This window comes from Ketogulonicigenium robustum, assembly GCF_002117445.1.
GTDB lineage: Bacteria > Pseudomonadota > Alphaproteobacteria > Rhodobacterales > Rhodobacteraceae > Ketogulonicigenium > Ketogulonicigenium robustum.
Genome location: NZ_CP019937.1, coordinates 497,501 through 519,970, shown reverse-complemented (window position 1 = coordinate 519,970; position 22,470 = coordinate 497,501). Strand labels below are relative to the sequence as shown.

Annotated in this window: 19 protein-coding genes, 2 tRNA genes, 2 rRNA genes and 3 pseudogenes (1 of these 26 running past the window's edge); 16 read left to right on the top strand and 10 right to left on the bottom strand. The window is 62.1% G+C overall.

What is annotated here, in order from left to right; genetic code table 11:
- Positions 1–20 precede the first annotated feature (20 nt).
- From BVG79_RS02620 to BVG79_RS02605, 4 genes are read left to right on the top strand one after another with little or no spacing between them, the layout of a single operon-like run.
- The gene (locus BVG79_RS02620) at positions 21–1,808 is read left to right on the top strand and encodes a TonB-dependent receptor plug domain-containing protein (protein WP_085785505.1); all 1,788 of its coding nucleotides are present in this window, start codon (positions 21–23) and stop codon (positions 1,806–1,808) included.
- Complete coding sequence (locus BVG79_RS02615) at positions 1,759–2,604, top strand: ABC transporter substrate-binding protein (protein WP_085785504.1); 846 nt, start codon at positions 1,759–1,761, stop codon at positions 2,602–2,604. The genes BVG79_RS02620 and BVG79_RS02615 overlap by 50 nt, the downstream gene beginning before the upstream one ends.
- On the top strand, positions 2,601–3,590 hold the full coding sequence (locus BVG79_RS02610; RefSeq protein WP_085785503.1) for a FecCD family ABC transporter permease: 990 nt from the start codon (positions 2,601–2,603) through the stop codon (positions 3,588–3,590). Before BVG79_RS02615 ends, BVG79_RS02610 begins: the two co-directional genes overlap by 4 nt.
- Positions 3,587–4,318, top strand: a complete 732-nt coding sequence (locus BVG79_RS02605; RefSeq protein ID WP_085785502.1) for an ABC transporter ATP-binding protein — start codon at positions 3,587–3,589, stop codon at positions 4,316–4,318. The genes BVG79_RS02610 and BVG79_RS02605 overlap by 4 nt, the downstream gene beginning before the upstream one ends.
- Here BVG79_RS02605 and BVG79_RS02600 read toward each other — a convergent pair.
- Both BVG79_RS02600 and BVG79_RS02595 read right to left on the bottom strand, forming a co-directional pair.
- On the bottom strand, positions 4,315–5,913 hold the full coding sequence (locus tag BVG79_RS02600) for a DNA recombination protein RmuC (protein ID WP_085785501.1): 1,599 nt from the start codon (positions 5,911–5,913) through the stop codon (positions 4,315–4,317). The genes BVG79_RS02605 and BVG79_RS02600 overlap by 4 nt on opposite strands.
- 75 nt (positions 5,914–5,988) lie before the next feature.
- Entirely contained in the window at positions 5,989–7,179 is a 1,191-nt protein-coding gene (locus BVG79_RS02595) for an MFS transporter (RefSeq protein WP_198167880.1), read from the bottom strand.
- Positions 7,180–7,740: 561 nt separating this feature from the next.
- Here BVG79_RS02595 and BVG79_RS02585 point away from each other — a divergent pair.
- From BVG79_RS02585 to BVG79_RS02570, 4 genes are all read left to right on the top strand, one after another.
- The gene (locus tag BVG79_RS02585) at positions 7,741–8,949 is read left to right on the top strand and encodes an NAD-dependent epimerase/dehydratase family protein (RefSeq protein WP_085785499.1); all 1,209 of its coding nucleotides are present in this window, start codon (positions 7,741–7,743) and stop codon (positions 8,947–8,949) included.
- A 39-nt stretch (positions 8,950–8,988) separates the two neighbouring features.
- Positions 8,989–10,584 (top strand): hypothetical protein, encoded by a 1,596-nt coding sequence (locus tag BVG79_RS02580; protein WP_085785498.1) that lies wholly within the window; start codon positions 8,989–8,991, stop codon positions 10,582–10,584.
- An 18-nt stretch (positions 10,585–10,602) separates the two neighbouring features.
- Positions 10,603–12,447 carry a glycosyltransferase family 2 protein gene (locus BVG79_RS02575; protein ID WP_085785497.1) on the top strand — a complete coding sequence of 615 codons (1,845 nt, stop codon included), beginning with the start codon at positions 10,603–10,605 and terminating at the stop codon, positions 12,445–12,447.
- Positions 12,448–12,503: 56 nt separating this feature from the next.
- Positions 12,504–12,593 (top strand) — tRNA-Ser (locus tag BVG79_RS02570).
- Positions 12,594–12,653: 60 nt separating this feature from the next.
- On the opposite strand, the gene nagB is transcribed toward BVG79_RS02570, so the two are convergent.
- The 3 genes from nagB to BVG79_RS02555 form a co-directional block, all read right to left on the bottom strand.
- Positions 12,654–13,436, bottom strand: a complete 783-nt coding sequence (nagB, locus tag BVG79_RS02565; RefSeq protein WP_085785496.1) for a glucosamine-6-phosphate deaminase — start codon at positions 13,434–13,436, stop codon at positions 12,654–12,656.
- A 216-nt stretch (positions 13,437–13,652) separates the two neighbouring features.
- Complete coding sequence (locus BVG79_RS02560) at positions 13,653–14,174, bottom strand: hypothetical protein (protein WP_085785495.1); 522 nt, start codon at positions 14,172–14,174, stop codon at positions 13,653–13,655.
- Between the two features lies 1 nt (position 14,175).
- Positions 14,176–15,189 carry a hypothetical protein gene (locus BVG79_RS02555; RefSeq protein ID WP_085785494.1) on the bottom strand — a complete coding sequence of 338 codons (1,014 nt, stop codon included), beginning with the start codon at positions 15,187–15,189 and terminating at the stop codon, positions 14,176–14,178.
- A gap of 240 nt (positions 15,190–15,429) precedes the next feature.
- Here BVG79_RS02555 and BVG79_RS02550 point away from each other — a divergent pair, with 240 nt between their 5' ends.
- The 8 genes and pseudogenes from BVG79_RS02550 to BVG79_RS13815 all read left to right on the top strand — a co-directional run bounded on the left by BVG79_RS02550 (position 15,430) and on the right by BVG79_RS13815 (position 18,862).
- The gene (locus BVG79_RS02550; protein WP_085785493.1) at positions 15,430–15,885 is read left to right on the top strand and encodes a hypothetical protein; all 456 of its coding nucleotides are present in this window, start codon (positions 15,430–15,432) and stop codon (positions 15,883–15,885) included.
- A gap of 427 nt (positions 15,886–16,312) precedes the next feature.
- Positions 16,313–16,626, top strand: a pseudogene (locus tag BVG79_RS13880) (ATP-binding cassette domain-containing protein); the annotation flags it as partial.
- A gap of 26 nt (positions 16,627–16,652) precedes the next feature.
- Complete coding sequence (locus BVG79_RS13780; protein ID WP_250643768.1) at positions 16,653–17,138, top strand: nitrilase-related carbon-nitrogen hydrolase; 486 nt, start codon at positions 16,653–16,655, stop codon at positions 17,136–17,138.
- Positions 17,117–17,365 carry a nitrilase-related carbon-nitrogen hydrolase gene (locus BVG79_RS13775; protein WP_250643767.1) on the top strand — a complete coding sequence of 83 codons (249 nt, stop codon included), beginning with the start codon at positions 17,117–17,119 and terminating at the stop codon, positions 17,363–17,365. The genes BVG79_RS13780 and BVG79_RS13775 overlap by 22 nt, the downstream gene beginning before the upstream one ends.
- A gap of 92 nt (positions 17,366–17,457) precedes the next feature.
- Positions 17,458–17,592, top strand: coding sequence for a hypothetical protein (locus BVG79_RS13820; RefSeq protein ID WP_257789408.1), 135 nt, complete (start codon positions 17,458–17,460; stop codon positions 17,590–17,592).
- A 181-nt stretch (positions 17,593–17,773) separates the two neighbouring features.
- A complete protein-coding gene (locus BVG79_RS13715; RefSeq protein ID WP_335617565.1) occupies positions 17,774–17,995 on the top strand; it encodes an aspartate/glutamate racemase family protein in 222 nt (73 codons plus the stop codon).
- Positions 17,989–18,510: pseudogene (locus tag BVG79_RS13875) on the top strand (substrate-binding periplasmic protein); the annotation flags it as partial. The gene BVG79_RS13715 and the pseudogene BVG79_RS13875, both read left to right, overlap by 7 nt.
- A 220-nt stretch (positions 18,511–18,730) precedes the next feature.
- The gene (locus tag BVG79_RS13815; protein ID WP_257789406.1) at positions 18,731–18,862 is read left to right on the top strand and encodes a hypothetical protein; all 132 of its coding nucleotides are present in this window, start codon (positions 18,731–18,733) and stop codon (positions 18,860–18,862) included.
- Between the two features lie 39 nt (positions 18,863–18,901).
- On the opposite strand, the pseudogene BVG79_RS13430 reads toward BVG79_RS13815, so the two are convergent.
- The 5 genes and pseudogenes from BVG79_RS13430 to BVG79_RS02515 all read right to left on the bottom strand — a co-directional run.
- A pseudogene (locus BVG79_RS13430) lies at positions 18,902–19,021 on the bottom strand (integrase core domain-containing protein); the annotation flags it as partial.
- On the bottom strand, positions 19,000–19,491 hold the full coding sequence (locus BVG79_RS02530) for a GntR family transcriptional regulator (RefSeq protein ID WP_257789405.1): 492 nt from the start codon (positions 19,489–19,491) through the stop codon (positions 19,000–19,002). The pseudogene BVG79_RS13430 and the gene BVG79_RS02530, both read right to left, overlap by 22 nt.
- A gap of 292 nt (positions 19,492–19,783) precedes the next feature.
- Positions 19,784–19,860, bottom strand: a tRNA-Met gene (locus BVG79_RS02525).
- A 45-nt stretch (positions 19,861–19,905) separates the two neighbouring features.
- Positions 19,906–20,020, bottom strand: a 5S ribosomal RNA gene (rrf, locus tag BVG79_RS02520).
- A gap of 72 nt (positions 20,021–20,092) precedes the next feature.
- Positions 20,093–22,470, bottom strand: a 23S ribosomal RNA gene (locus tag BVG79_RS02515); it runs 459 nt beyond the window's last position.

Below are 22,470 nucleotides of genomic sequence, written 5' to 3'. Positions count from 1 at the left end.
GCCATGACAGGAGGCCGGGCATGACATTTCGCGCCCTGACCACACTTTCCACCCTTGCGCTGACCGCGACGGCCAGCACCGCATTTGCGCAATCGACCCAACCGGTGCCCAGCCGCACGCTAGGGCCGATCGTGATTTCGGCTGGCCTCGCTCCGATTGCGGCCAACCGCACCGGCGTCGTTGCCGAGGTTATCGAAGACGCCGACAGCGGCGGCCAGACCGCGTTGTCGACGCTGCTGCAGGGGCTTCCGGGCTTTAATCTGACGCAAAGCGGCGGCTACGGCCAAACCAGCGGCTTCACCCTGCGCGGTGCGTCGCAAAACTACGTCCCGGTTTTTATTGACGGGATCGACGTGACCGACCCCTCGATGGGGCAAGTCGCGTTCGATTTTGCGACGCTGACAACCGGCGGCCTGCAGCGGATAGAGGTTCTGCCGGGAAGCCAGTCGGCCATCTATGGTGCGCGCGCCGTGGGCGGTGCCATCAACATCACGTCCGCCACCGCAACCCAAAGCGGCACGCACTATCGTGCCGATGCAGAATATGGCAGCCGTAACACCCGCGCCCTCAGCTTTGGCGTGGCGCATCTGGACGATCACTTGTCGGCTACGGCCACGCTGTCGACGCTGGCAACCGATGGCATTTCCGCCGTCGCTGGCGGGGCCGAGGATGACGCCGCTGATGCAACTCGCCTTGGCTTCAACCTCGCCTATACGCTGGACAACGGAGCGGTCATCGGCGGCGCGGGTTTCGCCGCACGCGCCCATGCCGACTATGACGATTTCGGCGCGGACGCCGACAATACATCGCGCAGCGACAGTACAGGCGTGCGCCTTTATGCCGATTTCGACGCTGCGGGCCTGCGCCACACAGTGGCGATCAGCCACTACGGCATCGAGCGCGATTATGACGAGGCCTATGGCTCGACCCACTACACCGGCACGCGCAACAAGCTGAGCTGGCTGGCGACCACGGCACTGTCGGAGACGACCGGCCTGACCTTCGGCGCAGACACCACGCGCGAGGTTTATGACGAGTCGGGCATGTACGGCGCCAGCAACGGCAAGAACACCATCACCGGCGTCTTTGCCGAAGGCACCTTCGCGCTGCGCCCAGATTTTGACCTCAGCGCCTCGATCCGCCACGACGACCATTCGGCATTCGGAAGCTATGACAGCGCGCGTTTGGCGGCTGTGTGGCGCGCCAGCCGTGATTGGACACTGCGCGGACAGGTCGGCAACGGATTCCGCGCGCCGTCGGGCTATGAGCTGTTCGGGCCCTACGGCAACGCGGGCTTGCGCCCCGAAACATCGCAGTCGTCGGAATTCAGCGTCGAATACGCGCTGCCCGCCGACGGCTTCGTGCGCGCAACCTGGTTTGACCTGAAGATTGACGACCTGATCGATTGGGTCGGTGGCAGCTACCAGCAGGTCGCAGGCACTACCCACCGCCAAGGCGCTGTGATCGAGGGCGAGGTCGCCCTGACCGCTTGGCTGCGCGCGACCGCATCTTACACGCGCACCCAAAGCACGCCGATGTCTGCCAACGTGGTCGGCGACGCGTATCTGCTGGGCCTAGCCGCGCAATTGGGCGATGCAACCGTGGCGCGTTTCGACGTGAAACACGCCGCCGACCGTGCCACCCTGCCCGATTACACCGTGGCGAATCTGGCCGTGACGCATGACTTCACCGAAAGCCTGCAAGGGCGCTTCCGCATCGAGAACCTGTTTGACGCCGATTACCAGCTGGTCTCGGGGTATGGCACCGCAGGGCGTTCGGTCTTTGTCGGCCTTGGCGCGGATTTCTAAAGTGCTGGGCGCGCTGCTGGTTTGCGCCAGCACCGCCCAAGCAGGCGACCCGCCCCCACCGGCGCGGGTCGTCTCGATCAACCTGTGTACCGACCAGCTGGCGCTGCAACTGGCCGCGCCGGGGCAAATTGTGTCGCTGTCGGCGGTCGCACGCGACGCACAAGTCTCGCCCCTCGCCGAGGCGGCTATGGCCTATCCCGTCAACCACGGCAGCGCCGAGGAGGTCTTTCGCCTGCAACCCGATCTGGTGCTGGCCAGCGCCTATACCTCGCCAGTAACGGTTGGGTTGCTGCGCCGCTTGGGCCTGCGCGTTGAACAATTCCCGCCCGAAGACAGCTTCGACGACATTCGCGCGAACACGCGCCGCATGGGCGAACTGCTGGGCCAGCCCGACGTGGCCGAGCGCCTTATCGCAGGGTTTGGCGCCAGCTTGGCCGAAATACCGCCCGCGCATCGCAAGGTGACCGCGGTTATCTATGGCCCGAACGGCTTTGCCAGCGCGGGCACCGGCCTGCCCGATGCCCTTTTGCGCGCGGCTGGCTTGACCAATGCGGCCAATGATGTGCTGGCTTTCAGCGGAACCCTCGCGCTAGAAAAGCTGGTCATGCTGGCGCCCGAAATGATCATCACCCCCACGCCCTACCCCGGTGCCTCGCGCGCCGAGGAGTTACTGCGCCACCCCGCGCTGGCAGGGCGCGCTGGCGCCGGCCTTGCGGGGAACGAATGGGCCTGCGGCACAGTGATGGTGGCGCGCGCGGTCGCGCGTCTTGCCGCAGCACGCGAGGCCCTAGAATGAAATATCCGTGGCTTTTGACCGCTTTGGCGACACTCGTGGCGCTGCTACTGGCCGCATCGCTGCTGATCGGGCCGGCAGGGATCGGCCTTGGCGACAGCCTTACGGCGCTGCTGACCGGCACGGGCGGCCCCGAGGTATTGGTCATGCGCGAAATTCGCCTGCCGCGCGCACTGCTGGCAGCGCTGGTCGGCGCTGCACTCGGCTTGGCGGGGGCGGCGGTGCAAGGCTGGCTGCGCAACCCGCTGGCGGAACCCGGGCTGCTCGGCACATCATCGGCAGCGGCGCTGGGGGCGGTTATCGTCTTGCAGACCGGCATCGCGGGCGCTGCCCTATGGGCGCTGCCTACAGCTGCGCTGGCCGGGGCGCTGCTTTCGGTGGTGCTTGTGCTGGTGCTGGCAGGGCCGCGTGGCCCGACATTAGGGGTGATTTTGGCGGGTATCGCCATTTCGGCCCTCGCGGGCGCAGGCGTATCGCTGGCGCTGAACCTGTCGCCCAACCCCTATGCCGCCTACGAGACGATGTTCTGGCTGATGGGCGCGGTTGCCGACCGCGACATGGGCCATGTTCTGATGGCGCTGCCGCTGCTGGTGGGTGGCGCGGTGCTGGTTGGCAGCACCGCCCGCGCGCTGGATGCGCTGACGCTGGGCGAAGATGCCGCCGCAGCGCTGGGGATCAATATGGGCCGGATGCGGCTGATGCTGATTGGCGGCCTTGCCCTGCTGGTGGGCGGTTCAACTGCCGTGGCGGGTGCCATTGGTTTCGTCGGGCTGGTTGTGCCGCACGTGCTGCGCCGCGCCGTGGGGGGCGTCCCATCGCGCCTTCTACCCGCCAGCGCACTGGGCGGCGCGGCACTGCTGTTGGCCGCCGACATCGCCATCCGGCTGATCGCGCCCGAGCGCGACCTGAAGCTGGGGGTCGTCACAGCGCTGATCGGCGCCCCCCTGTTCCTGCACCTGATATGGCGCCTGCGCCGCGAGGCTATATGACGATACTGTCACTGGAAAACCTGTCTAACTTTGCCCTGCGCGACGTATCGTTTAGTGTCGCGTCGGGTGAATGCGTCGGGCTGATCGGCCCGAATGGTGCGGGGAAAACCACGCTACTGCGCGCGGCGCTGGGGCTGACACCCTGCAGCGGACAATCGTCGTTGGCGCGGTTGCCCAGCATGCGCCGCGCCCGCGCGGCAGCGTTTCTGCCCCAAGAGCGCACCGTTGCGTGGCCCCTGACCGCGCGCAACCTGATCGCGCTGGGGCGGATGCCATACGACGATGCGCTTCAGCCCAGTGGCCAGTGCGCGATACTAGACGCCATGGCCCGCCTCGACCTGCAACCATTGGCCGATCGCGTCGTCAGCAGCCTGTCGGGCGGCGAACAGGCGCGCGTGTTGTTGGCGCGCGCCTTGGCGCAAACCGCGCCCCTGTTGTTGGCTGACGAGCCTACTGCAAACCTTGACCCCGCCGCGCAATACCAGGCGATGGAGGTACTGGCCGCGGAGGCGCAGGCGGGCCGTGCTGTGGTAGCATCGCTGCACGATCTGGGGCTGGCCGCGCGCTACTGCACCCGGCTGATCGTGCTGCAACACGGGGCAATATGCGCCGATGGCCCACCGCAGGAGGTGCTAAAACCCGCCCTATTGGCGGATGTTTTCGGTATTCGTGCCACATTGATCCCATCGCAAGACGGCGCGGTGTTCAGCGTGATCGGCCGCGTCTAGTCGTCGTCGCGGCCGATGCTGGGCTGGGCCTGATCGTCGGCGGGCGCGTCGAAATCAAGGCCGATAGCCTTTGACGTCTTGGCCCCCATCGTCTTCAACGTCTCGACCTGCGACAGCACGTTCCCGCGCCCGCGCGACAGCTGGCCGATAGCGGATTCATAGGCGGTCTGCGCCCCCTCGATCCCTTTGCCCACGCGTTCCATGCTGGCGACGAAATTCGCCACCTTGTCGTAAAGCAGCCCTGCGCGGCGGGCGATCTCGTCCGCATTCTGGTTGCGCCGTTCGACCGCCCACACTTGCGATACCGTGCGCAGCGCCATCATCAGCGTGGTCGGGGTGGCGATGGTGATGTGGCGTTCCAACGCATATTCGGTCAGCTTGCCGTCCTCGCGCAGCGCCTCGGACAAGGCCCCCTCGATGGGGACGAACATGATCACGTAATCCAGCGACTGCCCCTCGGCCAGCTGGTAGGATTTAGCGGATAGACCGTTGATATGGTTACGAATAGCGGCCAGATGGCGACGCCGGAACAAGGCCGCCTCGCCGTCATCGGTCGCATTGACCGACGCAGCATAGTCGTTCAGCGAGACTTTGGAATCGATCACAAGGCTTTTGCCACCCGGAATGTTCACCACAACATCGGGGCGCAGGCGTTCGCCATCGACGCCAGTGCGGTGGGCTTGGGTGACATATTCCTCTCCCGCGCGCAGCCCCGACCGCTCCAGTATCCCCTCGAGGATCATTTCCCCCCACGCACCCTGCTGCTGCCGGTCGCCCTTCAGCGCGCGCGTCAACTGCACCGCCTCGCGCGAGATTTGCTCGGACCGCTGGGTCAGGTTTGCGATCTCGGCCTTCAACCGCTCGCGGTCTTTGACCGTTTCCTGATGCACCTCGCGCAGTTCTTTCTCGAAATGCCCGACATGCTCTTTCAGGGGCGAAAGGGTCGCTTCCAGCCGCTCGGTATTCACTTTGCTGAACGTCTCGCCCTGCGTCCTCAGCGCCTCGTCGGCCAACAAGCGGAAGCGTTCCTGCATGTCGCCGCGCACTTGGCTCAGCAGGGTAATCTTCTCCTCGGCGGCTTTCATTTCAGCCTCCAGCTCGGCCTCGAGGGCCGAGATACGGGCTTTCAGGCCCTGATGGCTCAGTTGTTCTTCCTCGAGGCGATCACGCAGACCGTCGATCTGGCCGGTCAGGCGGCGGATGGTATCGTCACGCGCCGTCAGCAGTTCGCCATCCGCCGCGCGGCGCATATCCAGCGCGGCCAAGCGCTGCGCAAGGGTGCGGTTCTCGCCCTGCCCGGCCTCGATCCGCTCGCGCAGAGCCTCGACGGTTTGGCCCAAACGTTCGGCCTCGGCGCGGCGCTCGTGCAGCAGGGTCTCGGCTCTATCGCCACGCGCGACGCCTTCGCGCAGGATCTGAATTTGATGGTCAGCCTCGGCCAGACGCTGCTGCGCCACGCCGCGATGGGCGCGCAACTGCACGGCAACCACAACGAACAAGATGAAAAACAGCCCGCCCAGTGCGGCCAAAGCCAGTGCAAGATTGGGCTGGCCCGCCAAGCCCAGCGCCAGAGTTTGAAAGAAAGTGTTTTCCATTGCCTTGGCCGCGGCCCCCGTACTGCTTTGGGTCCAAAGGCGCAGACCAAGGCGGAAAATGCAAGGTGCGACGCGCTAGCTGCCGCGCGTATCAAGGCGCGGCAAGAACCACGCCATCAGCCCCGCAAGTGGCAGCAAGGCGCAGATACGATAAACGGTCGACAGGCCATAAGTGTCGGCCATCACGCCCAAAATCGCAGCAGCCACCCCGCCAAGCCCGAAGTTCAGCCCGTAGAACAACCCTCCGACAAGCCCCACGCGGTTCGGCATCAGGTCCATCGCGTAGATCATGATGGATGCGAACGCGCTGGCCATGATCAGGTTGATGGCGACCGACAAAACGCCGGTCCAGAACAAGTCGACATAGGGCAGCATCAGCGTCAGCGGTAGCGGCCCCAGAACCGAGATCCAAATCACGCGATAGCGGCCGATTTTGTCGCCGACGATTCCCCCGATCAACGCGCCTGCCGCCGCCGAGAACAAGAACACGAACAGCATCATTTGCGACGCCGTCACGCTGAGGCCGAAGTGTTCGATCAGGTAGAAGGTATAGAACGAACGGAAGCTTTCGCCATAGGCGTTCTTGGTAAACATCAGGAAGATCAGCACAAACATCGCCAAGGCGACTTTGGACGGCGGGAACGGCGAGGGGGCTGCCCCAGCGCTCGCGCGGCGCGCGGCCAGTTGCTTGATGTTCTGGTGGTGCTGCCGCCCCGTCCACGTCAGTAGGCCCATCGCCAGCAGCGCGACAACGGCAAACCACGTCAGGCTGCCCTGCCCCTTTGGCACAATGACCAGCGCGGCCAGCAACGGCCCCAGCGCACCGCCCGCCTGCCCGCCGACCTGAAAGATGCCCTGCGCCAGCCCCTGCCGCCCGCCCGAGGCATAGCGCGCCATACGTGTCGCCTCGGGGTGGAAAATCGACGAGCCGATGCCGATCAGCGCGACCGAAATCAGGATCTGGGTGTAGTCATGCGCGCGGGCCAGACAGACCAGCCCCGACAGCGTGAACATCATCCCCACAACCGGCGAATAAGGCGCAGGGCGTTTGTCGGTCACCGCCCCGACGACGGGTTGCAGGATCGACCCCGCGATCTGGAATGTGAACGTTATGATGCCAATCTGCACAAAATCCAGCGCGTAGGATTCCTTGATGATCGGGTAAACCGCAGGGATCAGCGATTGCATCAGGTCGTTAAGGAAGTGAGACAAGCCCAGCACGATCAGAACGGCGAATTGGGTCTTGGGTCGGGTCAGTGTCGACATGCACGTGGGCCTTGAATGGTGATCCGCACGTTGTCGCGCGCTTTGTGCGGCGACGCCAGTGTCCCGCACATGCGTGCTGCCCAAGCGTCACATTCGCGCAACGCCCTGCCATCGGGCGCGGCCCTGATAGGGCTGAACGGGCAGGTAAAGAAAAACAACCTATACGTGCACTACAAAACCACCACAGCCTGCAAAGTTTCGTGAAAGCAGGAATTAACAAGATACAAGGCTGCACGCGGCCCAGCACAAACCACATGGTGACGCAGGAACGTCAACAACGCACTATTGTTCTTATATTTAACGCATCTACCGCCGCATCCACGCCCGGATAAAGACTAGAATCATCCGCCCCGCAGCGAGGACACGACCGGTGTGCCGCCCTTTTTTAACATCAAACACAGATTTCATTAACCTGTTAGCGCAACCTTTCGATGAGATTTGGCCAAAAAATGCACCTCATAATTGCAAAATTCGCCTTTTCCCATCACATCGCCATGAGGTGAATTGATTTACCTAGGGTCCGGATCTAGCTGCGCTACAGTGTTTTTGTTGGGGGCCGTAATGGGCAATATCCTGGTTATTGGTGGCGATGGCTTCTGTGGATGGCCCACTGCCCTTCACCTGTCGAATTTGGGTCACGAAGTGACAATCGTCGACAATCTGTCGCGCCGCGCAATCGCGGACGAGTTGGGGGCGCAAAGCCTGACCCCCATCGCAAGCATCGAAGACCGCATCGCCGCATGGCAGCGCGTGTCCGGCCATCAACTGGGCTTCGTCAATCTGGACGTCGCGCAGGATTACGACGGTCTGGCGGCGGTCTTGAACCTGCTGAAGCCTGATACGGTCATCCATTTCGGCGAACAACGCGCCGCGCCCTATTCGATGAAGGGGCCGCGCCAAAAACGCTATACCGTCGACAACAACCTGAACGGCACGCACAATCTGCTGGTAGCGATTGCCGAGTTGAAGCTGGATATCCACGTTGTCCATTTGGGCACCATGGGCGTCTACGGCTATGACGGAGACGGGCTGGAAATTCCCGAAGGTTATCTGGATGTGAAGGTCGAAACGCCCGACGGTCGCCTGCTGCCGCGCAGCATCCTGTATCCAACGAACCCGGGCAGCGTTTACCATATGACGAAATCGCTCGATCAGCTGCTGTTCCAATTCTACGCCAAGAACGACCAGATCCGCATAACCGACCTACACCAAGGCATCGTCTGGGGCACCCAGACCGATGAGACCCGCCTTGATGACGCGCTGATCAACCGCTTTGACTATGATGGCGATTACGGCACGGTTCTGAACCGCTTCTTGATCGAGGCTGCGATTGGTTACCCGCTGACAGTGCACGGCACCGGCGGGCAGACGCGCGCGTTCATCAACATCCAAGACACGGTGCGCTGTATCGCGCTGGCCGTGGCCAATCCACCCGAACGCGGCGAACGCGTGCGCGTACGCAACCAGATGACAGAAACGCACCGCGTGCGCGATCTGGCGGCGTTGGTGGCCAAGATCACAGGCGCGAGGGTAGATCGTGTTCAAAACCCGCGCTTGGAAGCCGCCGAGAACGAGCTGTTCGTCTCGAACCGGTCGTTCATCGCGCTGGGGCTGGAGCCTATTACCCTGTCGAACGGCCTGCTGGCCGAAACGATCGAGATCAGCCAACGCTTTGCCGATCGTGTCGACCGCAGCAAGATCCCTGCGGCCTCACTATGGCGTCAGGATATGCCCGAGGCGGCCAGCCACACGATCAAAAAAGCCAGTTAAGGCGATGTAAACGCGGCCCCGCCGCGCCGGAGTTTTAATATGAAATGGGTTTTACCAGTCATCGGGCTGGGTGTCCTCGGCGCGGCGGGGTGGGCAAGCTATGTCACCGTGCAATTGGCCCGTGACCCAGATGCCGTCCTATCCTCAACACGGGTGAACGCCGCCTATATACCTTGGGCGGCGGGCGCCCCCCTGCCGCGCACAGCCGAGGGGCCAAACGCGGCCAACACCGTGATCCTGCCAGTGGGTGCGACGCTGCCCGAGCGCGAGCCGGTCGTGTCCGGCCTGCCCGGGTACGGTCGCATGACCTATCTGTTGCCGCGCGATACCCGTGTATCAGCGGGCGATGTCGTGCTGCAGTTCGCCTCGGAAATCCCCGAAAACGTGAATGCCACGCTGCGGATTTCGCTAAACGGCACGCGCCGCGCCGAAGTGCTGCTGCCCGCAGGCCGCGACACGCGCGAGGTGCGCATTCCCTTGCAAGACCAAGATCTTGCGCTGAATTCAACGCAGGTGACCTTTGCCATCACCGGCGTATCGACGACTGGCGTGTGCAGCATAAATACCGGCAACGCACTGGTGTCGCTGCTGCCCGGAAGCACGGTGCAGGCGCGATCCGCGTCGGCCCCGCAATCCGCCGCCGACCAATACCGGCTGGCGGGGGCACGGGCGGGCGTGCGGTGGGCCGGCGTGACCGGCGATGATTCACGTGCGACTACCACGGTGCTGGCGGTATCGAACGCGCTGCGGCAGGGGCTGAACGTCAGCGTGCTGGGCAGCGATGCGGCGGCGGACCCGGCCTTTATCACCACCGCCCAAACCATCGCAGCCCTGACCGAGACTTTCGATGCGGCAACCGCACGCACGCAGGCCAAGTGGCCGCTGCAAATCACCGATCCGGCCGCGGGCGCCGCCCGCAGTTTCACCGGCACGCAAAGCTGGCGCTATAGCTTCAGCGCCGACGATCTGCCCGACCGGCGCGTTCCGGCCCGTCTGGACTATGGGCTGACACTTGGGCCGCTGGGAATTGACGGCCTCGCCCCCCTACCACAAGGTAGCGACGGCTGGATGGTTTCCGTCATGCTGAACGGCCACCTGTTGGACAGCTTTGCCGCAGCCGAGGGGTCGCTGCGCCGCAGCGCCACCATTCCCCCCACCCTGACCGGCGCCGTCAACCAGCTGGAGGTGACGGTCGGGCGCGGCTTTGGGGCCGAAGGAATTTGTAACGACGGCCCGACCTTGGTCGCCGAACTTGCCAGCGATTCCGTGCTGGTTCCGGGGTCGACCACGATCACCGGCATTGCCGACCAGCTAGGCCAAATGACTGGAAATACGCCTCAATTGCTGACGGATGGCGTAGCCCGCCTGACACCGCCCGAGGCGCAAGCCGCCGCGCGCATGCTTGCCGATCTGCCATTCGCGCCCGCAACGGCACAGGGCACCCACGCGCCATCAGCGACGATCAGCGTGCTGCAAACATCGGCCTTGCCCGCAGCCGCCCCAGCAAGCGCTTGGGTTTACGTGAACGACGCCCGCGACCAGTTCGTCATGCGGTTAGATGACCCCGCGCTGCGATCCAAGCTGGACGACCACGCCGTCGCCCTGCTGATCGCGGCACCGGCCACCACGCATTAACCGCGAAGGGGCAGACAAATGGCGGTCGCGGTCGGGCATGGTGCGCCTGCGGTTTTCACATCGGTCGACAGCGCACCGGGCAGCTTTGCCGCGCCGGTGCCTGTCTGGCGCGCGCCGTGCATGCTGGCGCTGTTCACCGCGCTGGCGGCGCTGCAGATCTATGTGCTGAACCACGGCGATCTGGCGCGCGTCTTTCCGGCGGGCGACTATGTTCTGGATGTTGGTTTTACCGGTCAGCATGCCATCGCCTTTCGCGCCTATGCGCTGTCGTTTCTGGTCAGCTTTGCCCTGTTCTGGGGCCGCGATGCGCATACGCGATTGCGGCTGATCGCCGATATGCTGCCAGGCTACATCGCGATCTGTTTGGCAGCAGACCTGCTGCTGGCGGGCATTTCCAGCGTGTCCGGCCTCGGCATCCCCCTACATCTGGTCGAGGTGCTGAGCGGCATTTTCGCGTGGCTTTGGTTTGCGCTGAAGCTGCTGGAACATGCCAGCCTGCCGCGCGAGATCCCTATTCGCCGCCGCGTCATCGGCTTTGGCCGTGACGTGCTGCTAGGCTTGGTGCTGCTGACCATCGCCATTCTGGCCGCCCACTGGGTCGAGGCGCACGCCCGCCAAATCGTCAGCGCACTGCGTCACAGCGGCATCATCGGCGGCTTGGGCCCGGGCGTTTTTCTTGTGCTGCCGCTGTTTTTTCTGATGCTGTATGTCGTCGCCCGCATCAAGCACTGGCGCACGCGCCGCGATGACAGCTACACCCCCGACGTGACTGTCATCATTCCCGCTTTCAACGAAGAATACATCATTGCCCGCACGATCGAGGCGCTAGATCGGGCCGCGGCAGGTTACGGTGGCACGGTGCACGCCCTGCTGATCGACAATAACTCGCGCGACGCAACCGCAGCGATCGCTACCCGTGCTTTTGCGGCGGCGCAGCATATTTCGGGCCGCGTCCTGCGCGAGCCGACGCCCGGCAAATCACATGCGCTGAACACAGGCCTGCGCCTTGCCGAGACCGACATTCTGATCCGCGTCGACGCCGATACACAGATCTTGCCCGGATCAATCGCGCGAGCGCTGTCTTGGTTCTCCGACGGCCGTGTCGGCGTCGTGGGCGGGTTGCCCTTGGTGCCCGGCGGCGGCCCCTTTGACCCTGCCCGCCAGATCGAGACATTTGTAAAGCACGGGTTTTACTCCGTCGCGCTGCAAGCCGTGAACGGGGTAGTCGGCGTGCCCGGCATGCTTGCTGTCTACCGCACGGCAGATCTACGCGCGCTAGGTGGCTTTGTCAGCGGAATGAACGGCGAGGATACCGATATCTCGATGCGTATCGGCGCAATTGGCTACGACATCGTCGTCGACCCGCGCATCCGCTATATATCCGAAGTTCCGACCAGCCTCGCCCACATGCGCGAGCAACGCCTGCGGTGGTTCCGGTCGGTTCTGCACATCAGCGCGCGCGGGCGCCAGATAGTGCTGGGCGGCCCCGCCAGCATTCGCGGCCGGATCGTGCTGCCCTACATGCTGTTCAATTCGGCGCGCCGCACCGCGATGATCCCGCTGCTGCTTTTCGGCGTGCTGGAATTCGCATTCGGCTCGGGCCCACGCGGGATGATGGAATGGCAGCCACTAGTGGCCTTCATGCTCAGCGCGTCGCTTATCGTTGCGGTGCTGGCCTGCCTGCTGGCCGGAAAACCGCGCAGCATTCTGGGCGTACCCAGCTATATCGCGTTTCGGCTGCTGCGCGCCTATTTCACTTTGGAATCAATGCTAACAATCCGCGTGAACCCCACTAAAACGCCCTACCGCCTCGGCAAAACCGTGCAAAACCCACCGATCGCCCCACTGCCGCCGCACAGCTAAACTGTTGAGTGTTTTGCCTCTTGGCAACACCCATCCGCACAGGTAGTTACGCCTTCGGAGCAGTGGTCGAGTGGTCTAAGGCAGCGGTCTTGAAAACCGCCGGGCCAGGAATGGTCCCGTGGGTTCGAATCCCACCTGCTCCGCCAACACCCAAACAACGCTAGCCAACTTACCCGGCGCGGGTGCGCCGGGCTGGTCGTCTTGCGTTACTCGAAAGCGCTTTTAGCGCCGTCTTGGTGGACGAGGTGGTAATAGCTTGTCAGATTCAGGGTCGATGCCGCAGCGCGGTCCAGCACGATTGTGGCGCAAGGGTGCAGCTGCAGTGCCGATGCGGGGCAGACGGCGGCGAGTGGGCCTTCGATCATCGCAGCGACGACATCCGCTTTGGCAGCACCCGTAGCCAGCAGAACACAGTGGCGGGCCGCCAGAATGCTGCCGATGCCCATCGTCAGGGCGTATTTGGGCAGCGCCTCGCCTTCGGCAAAGTAGGGGCGATTGGCCGCGTGGGTGCTCTCGGTCAGGGTCTTGATGCGCGTGCGCGACGACAGGCTCGAGGTTGGCTCGTTGAAGCCGATATGGCCGTTGCGGCCGATGCCGAGCAGCTGCAAATCAATCCCGCCGGCACTGGCGATCAGCGCCTCATACGCATCAGCTTCGGCGATGGGGTCTGCCGCGTCGCCGCGCGGCAGGTGGGTATTCGCCAGATCGATATCGATATGGTCGAACAGCACATCGCGCATGTAATGGTGGTAGGACGCAGGGTGCGAGGGCGCAAGCCCGACGTATTCATCCAAATTAAAGGTGGTCACCTGCGCGAACGACAGCCCCTCATCGGTGTGCATACGGCGCAGCGCAGCGTACAGCGGTAACATCGTGCCCCCTGTCGCCAGCCCCAGAACCGCCGAAGGCTTGGCCTTGACGGTCTCGGCGATGATGCCGGCAGCGCGCGCCTCAGCATCGGCAGTTGTTTCCAGAATAAGAACCTTCATGGTGTCACTCTTTCAGACCATGCGCCAAAGCGCGAAGCAACGTGGCTGCGCCCCTGCCTTGCAATATCGGCGCGCCGCTTTTCAATGCGGGCGTATCTGTTCCATAGGAACGGGTGCAAGACAAATACTGACGCAGCGCAACAACGCTGCGATTTTTTGAGGCGACCGCTGTGACCCGTTGGTTTTTTGGGCCCCAGATCAGCGCGATGCGCTCTCCTACACGTCCGCCGCGTCGTTGTAGACGTATCCCGCCTCGCCCATGACATCTTCGATGACCAGCGGCATGACGGCGTGTGTCTGGGCGCCAGGTGCACAGTGCAGCACGTGGGGCGGTTGATCACCGTCCAACAAGCTGAGGCCTGCAGTTGTCCCCCCCGCCTCGCCTGCGCTGAACCGATCAAAGCTGATCCAGGCCAGATAGTCCTGCCCATCGGCGTCAAAATAAACGCCGCTGTTGATGCTCGACCCAAAGCCGTTCCACGCGGGCGTCACGCGATTCGCCGCAAACGGGCTGACAGCGCTGACCTGCCTACCCTCGCCGCCGTCATACTGCATCTTGAACCCCGCCCCATCGACGCAGAGCAGCAGCCGCCCCGCATCCTCCAGCGGGCACGCGATCAGGATCTGGCCGGTGCATTGGGCCACCACATCGACGGCCACTTGGGGTTGCTGGGCAAGGCTGGCCAGCGGAACGCCTGCAAAAAGCCCGACAATCGCCCATGCTGATGCGCGCGGCACCTTACTTGCCCCCCACGGCGACGGGGGCAAAGCTGCGCGAGAGCATACCGCGATAGGCCGCGTCAAACACCCGATTGGCGTTTTGGCTGCCGTCGGTTACGCCAGCGCGGGTCACGGCGATGCACAGCCCTTCTGTCTCGGCCAGCACTGTTTGCAGCGGCACCTCAACCTCTTGCGGCCACGGGGCGGCCAGCGCGGCCTCGGCGGTGGTGCAGTCGGTGTAAACCAGCGCCAGCAGCGTGATCGGCCCCTGCTCGCCCTGCATATCGACCAAGGCCCCGCCAGCATAGGCGGGCACCGTCTCGCCGCCGCCCTCGGCCACAGACCGCCCGAACGCGGACGAGAAGAACACCCCCTGTACTACGTATTGGCCGCCAGCCGCGAACAGTTTGCTCAGCGCTTGGCCCGTCGGCGTGTCATAGGCGGAAGGCGTCGCCATTACCGCATCCAGCGCGGCCTGCGAGGATGCCTGATACACGACGGTCGGCGTAACCGCGACAAGGCTGGCCTCGCCCATCGGGCCGACCCACGGGTTTTGCGCATCGACCGCCCCAAAGTTCATCTCGCCCACGGGGCCGTTGGCAGATACATCGTCCGCGATGGGCGCGAACCCGACGGCGGGCAGGCTGGCGGCGATCGCCCCCGGCATGCCTTGCTCGCCACCCCAGATAACGGCTTGGTTCGGGCGCGCGCCCAGCGACACAAAGAAGTTCACCTCGCAGGGGCTGACGCCAGCCTTATCAGCAAAGGTCGCGCTATCGCCATTACCAAGCGCCTGCAGAACCGGCAAATCCAACCCCACACTGGCCCGACCTGCCATGCTGGGCGCGAAATCGGCTGTCCCGAAGACCATCGAAATCGCGTGCAGATTGACGAATTGCGCCGGCTCGGCCCCTGCGAACACCTGCGCGGGCAAGGCGTCCAGCGCGCTGTTGACATGGTCATACACGTCGGCATGGGCGTGCAGCGGCAGCGCTAGTGCGGCCGCGCCGCAGGCAAATTTCAGGTGGCGCATGGGGGCTCCTCGGTAAGGCGACTTTGCCGCGCGTTCACGAACGCGCGATGTCCCGTGACTTAAATGAATTCAGCTCGCCAAAGCAACGCGGGCCAGCACCTTGCATCCACGCCCGCCACCAACCAGCGGGGATCCGCCCAATCGGGCGGCGCACCCCGCACCGCGCTAGGCTTTTGACGCGGCTGACTTTTCCGTGTTACGCCATGGTGAGCACCCTGAAACCTACCCAAGGACGCCCCCATGGACACCCCCACGCCCGCCGAGCGCCCTTTTCTGCGATGGGCGACGATCATCGGTCTGGCCGTGCTGATCGCCTATGCTGCAAGCCCGCTGACCTCGGCTTTGGTAGCGGCGGCCAGCCTGACGGCCTCGGCTGATATCGGGTTGATACCGGTGGTCGTCATTCAACTGATCGCCCTTATCGCCGCGCTGATTTGGCTGGCGCGGATCAGCGGCACCACGCTGCGGATCAGCCGCGGCCTGATCGCAACGGGCGCGCTGTTCCTGCTAGCGCTGCCTGCAGTCATCATCACCGCGCTGGTCGGCGCGGCACTGGCAAACGACGGTGACCCGGGCGGGCCTGCGGCGGCCGTGTTCATGGTGATCATCTTTGGCGGCTTCTACGGCCTGATCGGGGCGGGCTTCATATTCGGCGGCCTTAGCCTGCGCAAACCCGCACCAAAAGACCGTCTGTAAAACGCCCACAAAACAAACACGGGTCGCGAAGTCGCCCAGAATCACACAAACGCCCCATGCCCGCCGCTGGCGCACCCATCAGCGCCAGCCCGGCCCCCCGCGATACGAAGGACACTTTCCCGCGAAACTTCATATGCTTAACCTCCACCGCGCCCTAGGGCCGCGCGCCATCGCATAAGTTTCACTTATCTTCTTACCATATTTACCGGCTCACATATCAGGCGTTTTCGCGCCTTTAGTCCGCTATCGCCCGCCGCTGTCGCGACCGAGGCCGTAGCAGTGGACGCCGTTAAGGAAGGAAGACGATGCACCCCCCATGTCAGAAATTCACGCCCTGCAAAAACGCTTCGGCGAGGTCGAGGTTCTTTGGTCGATCGACCTGAAGGTGAACAAGGGTGAATTGGTCTTCGTGATCGGGCCGTCGGGGTCGGGCGAGCAGCAACAGCGCGTTGCCATCGCCCGCGCGCTTGCGCTCGCCCCCAAAGTGATGCCGTTCGACGAGCCGACATCCGCGCTTGATCCCGAATTGGTTGGGTCGGTTCTGCGCGTGATGAAAGACCTGAAGGCGCGCGGCATGACCATGCTGGTCGTCTCGCACGAGATGGGTTTCGCGCGCGAGGCCGCCGACCGGGTCGTCTTCATGGACAAGGGCCACGTCGTCGAAAGCGGCACCCCGAGGACATCTTCGCGAACCCCCAATCTGAACGGCTGCGCGAATTCCTTGCACGCGTCCTCGACTAAGCACCCTCAAGACAAAGATCGACATCATGACGAAAATGAAAATCGGCGCGGCGCAAATCGGCGGCATTCGACGTGCGGAAACGCGCGATCAGGTTGTTGCACGCATGCTGGCCCTGATGGATCAGGCCCATGCACAGGGTGTAGAGTTTCTGTCGTTTCCCGAAATGACGCTGACGACGTTCTTTCCCCGCTCTGACATGGAAAACCGCGCGGATTTCGATATATGGTTCGAAACGCAAATGCCGAACCCCGCCGTCCAGCCGCTGCTCGTCCGCGCCAAGGCCTATGGGATGTCGTTCAGCTTCGGCTACTGCGAACTAACGCCCGAAGGTCAGCATTTCAACACCGCTATTCTGGTCGATGCATCGGGCGAGATCACCCTGAAATACCGCAAGACCCACCTGCCCGGCCACGCCGAATTCGAGGCTGAACGCACGCACCAGCACTTGGAAAAGCGCTCTATTTCCTGTCAGGCGATACCGGCTTCAACGTGGTGCGCAACGCCGGTGTGATCACGGGCCTTGCGATCTGTAACGACCGGCGCTGGCCAGAAACATGGCGCATTCTGGGTCTACAGGGCGTGCAGTTGGTCAGCATCGGTTACAACACCCCGTCGCAAAACAACCCGTCGCAATCCGAAGAGCTGGAAAAGCGCCTCTATCACCAAGAACTGTCGGTCTGCGCAGAGGCGTATCAGAATTCCACCTGCGCCTTCGCCGTCGTTAAATGCGGCACCTAAGATGGCAACCACATGATTGGTGGGTCGAGTATCGTCGATCTGAACCAGCTTCGCGCCCTTTGATGGGGTCGACGTGATCGGGGCTGGACGACATGCCCCCCACCATCGCGGCCGAAGAAGGCGTCGCGACCGCTGGCCTGCGCCTTGCCGCCGAGGTTCGCGCGCGCGCCGCCAGCGCCTATATCAGCGCATGCTTTTTCGGCCCCTGCGGCCATATCGCGCGCTAAGTGACCATCCGCACCGTGATCGGTTACGGAGGCAGGCCTGATGGCCGCGCTGGCACGCGCGCAGACCGATTTGGCATCATCGCCATGACCCCCGCATCGCTGCTGCGGCACCGCCGCCGCATGTGCGAGATGGGAATCGAAGCGCGATGCGCAGGCGAGCTGCCCCTGCCCGCCGGCACCACTGCTGCCGACCAGCACCGACCCCGCGCTGTTCGACCGCACCTGCGCCATCGGAGCCGACCTTGCCGGAGCGGGTGCTGGCGTCTTGGTACTGGGCTGCGCGGACATGGGACCGGCGCGGGCACGCCTACAAGCGGCCATCGGCATTCCGGTGATCGACCTGGTACTGGCGGCTGTCGCGCTGGCGCAAGGCTTTCTGGCCGCCGAACAAGCCACATCCTAGCCATTACCCCCTCGGGTCGGCCCACCGCCCCGACAGCAACAGATCCAACAGAAGACCTAAACGACCAATATTCTGAAAGACGCTCTTGCTGCAGTTGCGTTCCTCGGAACGCGGGGCGCCTTTGCCCAAGACAGCAATGCCCCCTGCGCGCGGCCGATGATGGCGGCTTCGCCCCCTTTGCCTTCGTCGGCGATGACGGTGACCTGACCGGCTTTACCTACGACCTTGGCGTTGCACTGGCCGCGCAGATGGGCCGCCCCGGCACCGACCTGATCGACACCCCGTTTTCGTCGATCTTCACGGGCCTGCAGTCGGACCGTTACAATTCGCAGCCCAATGCGATCCGCGCAGTGCTGACGGGCCGCGCCGACGCCACCATTGCCGATATGTCGGCCAGCCGGTATTTCGCTGCCGAAAACCCGCAACTGGAAGTGTCGCTACGCATTCCGGTGGGCGTGAACGTGTCGTTTTTCTTCCGCAAGGACGACGTCGCTTTCCGCAACGAAGTCGAAGTCGCGCTGGAATGCATGAAGACCAACGACGCGTTCGCTGAAATCTACACCAAATGGTTCGGCATCGCCCCGCCGCAGCCCCCCAAGCCGAGGTTTTCCCCGGTTACGGCGCCCCCGACTACGAGGGGTATGACGCGAGCGAACACACCCTCAGCTGCGACTGATCCGCCACTTCTGTGCCGTGCCTTGCGCCCCCCCTGCCCATACGTCCGGACTGAAAGCCATGGACCATTTTCTGACCACCTTCTTCAGGTTCGACTTCATCCCGCAATACCCGCCCGAGATTCTGGCAGGCCTTTGGGTGACGTTGCGCAATGCCCTGCCCCCCGGTATAGAGGTGGTTCGGTTTATCTAAATATGTTCCGGGCGTTTTCTAAGTGGTTTTCCTCTTCGGTTAGGCGTCTGCCACTTCGGGCATTGGCTGGTTGAAGTAAGCGTGATCGGGGGTTTTCCCGTCAAGCGATGAATGCGGACGGCGGGTGTTGTAGAAGTTCAGATATCGGCCGATCCCGGCTCATCCTCGGCCAGCCGCACCCGCGACAACCGCATGACCTTGTCGGTCGGTGATATCCCTAACAAAATAACCTCGTCAGGGGTCGGGAGCCCGACATCTTGCGACAGCAGGATCGAGCGGCCATCAGCCCCGCGCCGTCGCATATCAGCCGTAAACCCGATAAGCACCGAGAGCGATTGGTCGATATCTTTCACGACATGCGCACGCGCCCCGGCGCGCCGACCGATGATGCCTTCCTCGGCCAAAGCTGTCAGCGCCTTTCGTACTGTCACCCGCGACAGCCCTGTGACTTCGGCGAGGCGTCGCTCGGAGGGCAGGTTGTCGTTGTTTTTCATCTCGCTCGCCGCGATGAGGAGGCGCATGGCCCGCGCCAAACGGCGATAAAGCGGGTCCTCGCCCGCGTCCTGCGCGAGGGCAGCAGCAATGCGATCAGCAAGAAGGCGCGGTTGGGTCGCGATCTGGTCTTCCACTATGCCCCTGCAAGATCAAAGCCAAATATAGGTCCAGTATAATACCATGATACAGCAAGAATAGTATTTTCTGGCGCTAGGGGTGCGCAGGGCTCTATACTCTTCGCGCGTCAAACCCATCCGCGCGTCGTTCGATTTCTCGACCTGCACCAATGGGTGCTCAAGCCTCAGCTCGATGATTGTTCGCTGTCTTGTCCGGCATTATTCTGGCTTTGAGCCTGAATGCGGACCTGATGTCTGTGCATCAAAAGACCTCCGTTTTAGGGGAGGTTGCGGAAAGTGTAGGATTTGTTGGTTGCGGGGGCAGGATTTGAACCTGCGGCCTTCAGGTTATGAGCCTGACGAGCTACCGGGCTGCTCCACCCCGCGTTGTTTGGATTTTTTGTATATAGAGAGAGATATGCTTCTTATCAGGTCTGGCGGTGACTTACTCTCCCACGACTTAAGTCGCAGTACCATCAGCGTTTTTGCACTTAACTTCCGAGTTCGGGAAGGGATCGGGTGTTTTGCAAGAGCTATATCCACCAGACCGGGAAAGAAGCATTTTTGTTCAAGTATACTGTTATGTATGATTTTTGATTTGGTTGAGCTATTTCTGGATCAAACCAAGCCTATCGGACGATTAGTACTAGTCAACTGAATGCATTACTGCACTTACATCTCTAGCCTATTGACGTGATGGTCTTTCACGGTCCTCAGGGATACCTTGTTTTGAGGGGGGCTTCACGCTTAGATGCCTTCAGCGTTTATCCTGTCCGAACATAGCTACCCAGCACTACCGTTGGCACGATAACTGGTCCACCAGTGGTCCGTTCACCCCGGTCCTCTCGTACTAGGGGCAACTCCTCTCAAGTATCCTACACCCACGGAAGATAGGGACCGAACTGTCTCACGACGTTCTAAACCCAGCTCACGTACCTCTTTAAATGGCGAACAGCCATACCCTTGGGACCTGCTCCAGCCCCAGGATGAGATGAGCCGACATCGAGGTGCCAAACGATGCCGTCGATATGGACTCTTGGGCATCATCAGCCTGTTATCCCCAGCGTACCTTTTATTCGTTGAGCGATGGCCCTTCCACTCGGGACCACCGGATCACTATGGCCGACTTTCGTCTCTGCTCGACTTGTCAGTCTCGCAGTCAGGCTGGCTTATGCCATTGCACTCGACGACCGATTTCCGACCGGTCTGAGCCAACCTTCGCGCGCCTCCGTTACACTTTGGGAGGCGACCGCCCCAGTCAAACTCCCCACCACACAGGGTCCCGGATCCGGATAACGGACCGCGGTTAGACATCAAGCAAAGCAAGGGTGGTATCTCAAGGATGGCTCCGCAGGGACTGGCGTCTCTGTTTCAATGCCTACCACCTATCCTGCACATGCTTGGCCTGATGCCAATGTGAAGCTGGAGTAAAGGTGCATGGGGTCTTTCCGTCTAACCGCGGGTAGCCCGCATCTTCACGGGCAGTTCAATTTCGCTGAGTCTATGTTGGAGACAGCGGGGAAGTCGTTACGCCATTCGTGCAGGTCGGAACTTACCCGACAAGGAATTTCGCTACCTTAGGACCGTTATAGTTACGGCCGCCGTTTACTGGGGCTTCAATTCAAGGCTTGCACCTCTCCTTTTAACCTTCCAGCACCGGGCAGGCGTCAGACTGTATACGTCGTCTTACGACTTCGCACAGCCCTGTGTTTTTAGTAAACAGTCGCCACCCCCTAGTTTGTGCCCCCGCCCAATAGTTGCCTACTGAACGGGCCTCCTTCTCGCGAACTTACGGAGGTATTTTGCCGAGTTCCTTCAACATAGTTCTCTCAAGCGCCTTGGTATTCTCTACCAGTCCACCTGTGTCGGTTTAGGGTACGATCTTATGGAGGGCTATTTCCAGGGACCTCTGAGCAGCCCAATCAATCCGATAAGACTGAACTACCTTTGAGATCCGTCACCATCTCCTGGCGCAGGAATATTAACCTGCTTCCCATCGACTACGCCTTTCGGCCTCGCCTTAGGGGTCGGCTTACCCTGCTCAGATTAGCTTTAAGCAGGAACCCTTGGACTTTCGGCGAGAGGGTCTCTCACCCTCTTTGTCGCTACTTATATCATCATTCTCACTAGTGATCTCTCCACCGGATGCCTCACAGCCCGGCTTCACAGAAAGCGCCTTGCCTCCAAAATCTTCTTTCGAAGACTGAAGAGGCATTGCGCTATGTCACACTACGCTCTGCTACCGCGTGCATAAATGCACACCCTAAGCTTCGGCTCATGGCTTGAGCCCCGTTACATCTTCGCCGCAGGACAACTTAATTAGACCAGTGAGCTGTTACGCTATCTTTAAAGGATGGCTGCTTCTAAGCCAACCTCCTGGTTGTTTTGGTCGTCCCACCTGCTTTCCCACTTAGCCATGAATTAGGGGCCTTAGCTGTAGGTCAGGGTTGTTTCCCTCTTCACGACGGACGTTAGCACCCGCCGTGTGTCTGCCAGATATTACTCCTCGGTATTCGGAGTTTGGTTAGGATCAGTAAGTCTGTGGGACCCCATTACCCATCCAGTGCTCTACCCCCGAGGGTATTCGTCTGACGCTCTACCTAAATAGATTTCGCAGAGAACCAGCTATCTCCAAGTTTGATTGGCCTTTCACCCCTAGCCACAACTCATCCCGACCTTTTTCAACAGGTGTGGGTTCGGACCTCCAGTTGGTGTTACCCAACCTTCATCCTGGTCATGGCTAGATCACTTGGTTTCGGGTCTGATCCCACAAACTCATTCGCCCTATTAAGACTCGCTTTCGCTGCGCCTACACCTAACGGCTTAAGCTTGCTTGTGAGACCAAGTCGATGACCCATTATACAAAAGGTACGCCGTCAGGACTCGAGGTCCCTCCGACTGCTTGTAGGCGTCCGGTTTCAGGTACTGTTTCACTCCCCTCGTCGGGGTGCTTTTCACCTTTCCCTCACGGTACTGGTTCGCTATCGGTCAGTAAGG

What these genes read in the sequence shown, in the direction of transcription:
- BVG79_RS02610 (WP_085785503.1), top strand. Translation starts at nt 2,601, where the DNA reads ATGAAATATCCGTGGCTTTTGACCGCTTTGGCGACACTCGTGGCGCTG.
- BVG79_RS02580 (WP_085785498.1), top strand. Translation starts at nt 8,989, where the DNA reads ATGAAATGGGTTTTACCAGTCATCGGGCTGGGTGTCCTCGGCGCGGCG.
- BVG79_RS13820 (WP_257789408.1), top strand. Translation starts at nt 17,458, where the DNA reads ATGCCCCCCACCATCGCGGCCGAAGAAGGCGTCGCGACCGCTGGCCTG.
- BVG79_RS02595 (WP_198167880.1), bottom strand. Translation starts at nt 7,179, where the DNA reads ATGTCGACACTGACCCGACCCAAGACCCAATTCGCCGTTCTGATCGTG.
- nagB (WP_085785496.1), bottom strand. Translation starts at nt 13,436, where the DNA reads ATGAAGGTTCTTATTCTGGAAACAACTGCCGATGCTGAGGCGCGCGCT.
- BVG79_RS02575 (WP_085785497.1), top strand. Translation starts at nt 10,603, where the DNA reads ATGGCGGTCGCGGTCGGGCATGGTGCGCCTGCGGTTTTCACATCGGTC.
- BVG79_RS02600 (WP_085785501.1), bottom strand. Translation starts at nt 5,913, where the DNA reads ATGGAAAACACTTTCTTTCAAACTCTGGCGCTGGGCTTGGCGGGCCAG.
- BVG79_RS02605 (WP_085785502.1), top strand. Translation starts at nt 3,587, where the DNA reads ATGACGATACTGTCACTGGAAAACCTGTCTAACTTTGCCCTGCGCGAC.
- BVG79_RS13780 (WP_250643768.1), top strand. Translation starts at nt 16,653, where the DNA reads ATGACGAAAATGAAAATCGGCGCGGCGCAAATCGGCGGCATTCGACGT.
- BVG79_RS02555 (WP_085785494.1), bottom strand. Translation starts at nt 15,189, where the DNA reads ATGCGCCACCTGAAATTTGCCTGCGGCGCGGCCGCACTAGCGCTGCCG.
- BVG79_RS02585 (WP_085785499.1), top strand. Translation starts at nt 7,741, where the DNA reads ATGGGCAATATCCTGGTTATTGGTGGCGATGGCTTCTGTGGATGGCCC.
- BVG79_RS02620 (WP_085785505.1), top strand. Translation starts at nt 21, where the DNA reads ATGACATTTCGCGCCCTGACCACACTTTCCACCCTTGCGCTGACCGCG.
- BVG79_RS02615 (WP_085785504.1), top strand. Translation starts at nt 1,759, where the DNA reads ATGGCACCGCAGGGCGTTCGGTCTTTGTCGGCCTTGGCGCGGATTTCT.
- BVG79_RS13815 (WP_257789406.1), top strand. Translation starts at nt 18,731, where the DNA reads ATGGACCATTTTCTGACCACCTTCTTCAGGTTCGACTTCATCCCGCAA.
- BVG79_RS02550 (WP_085785493.1), top strand. Translation starts at nt 15,430, where the DNA reads ATGGACACCCCCACGCCCGCCGAGCGCCCTTTTCTGCGATGGGCGACG.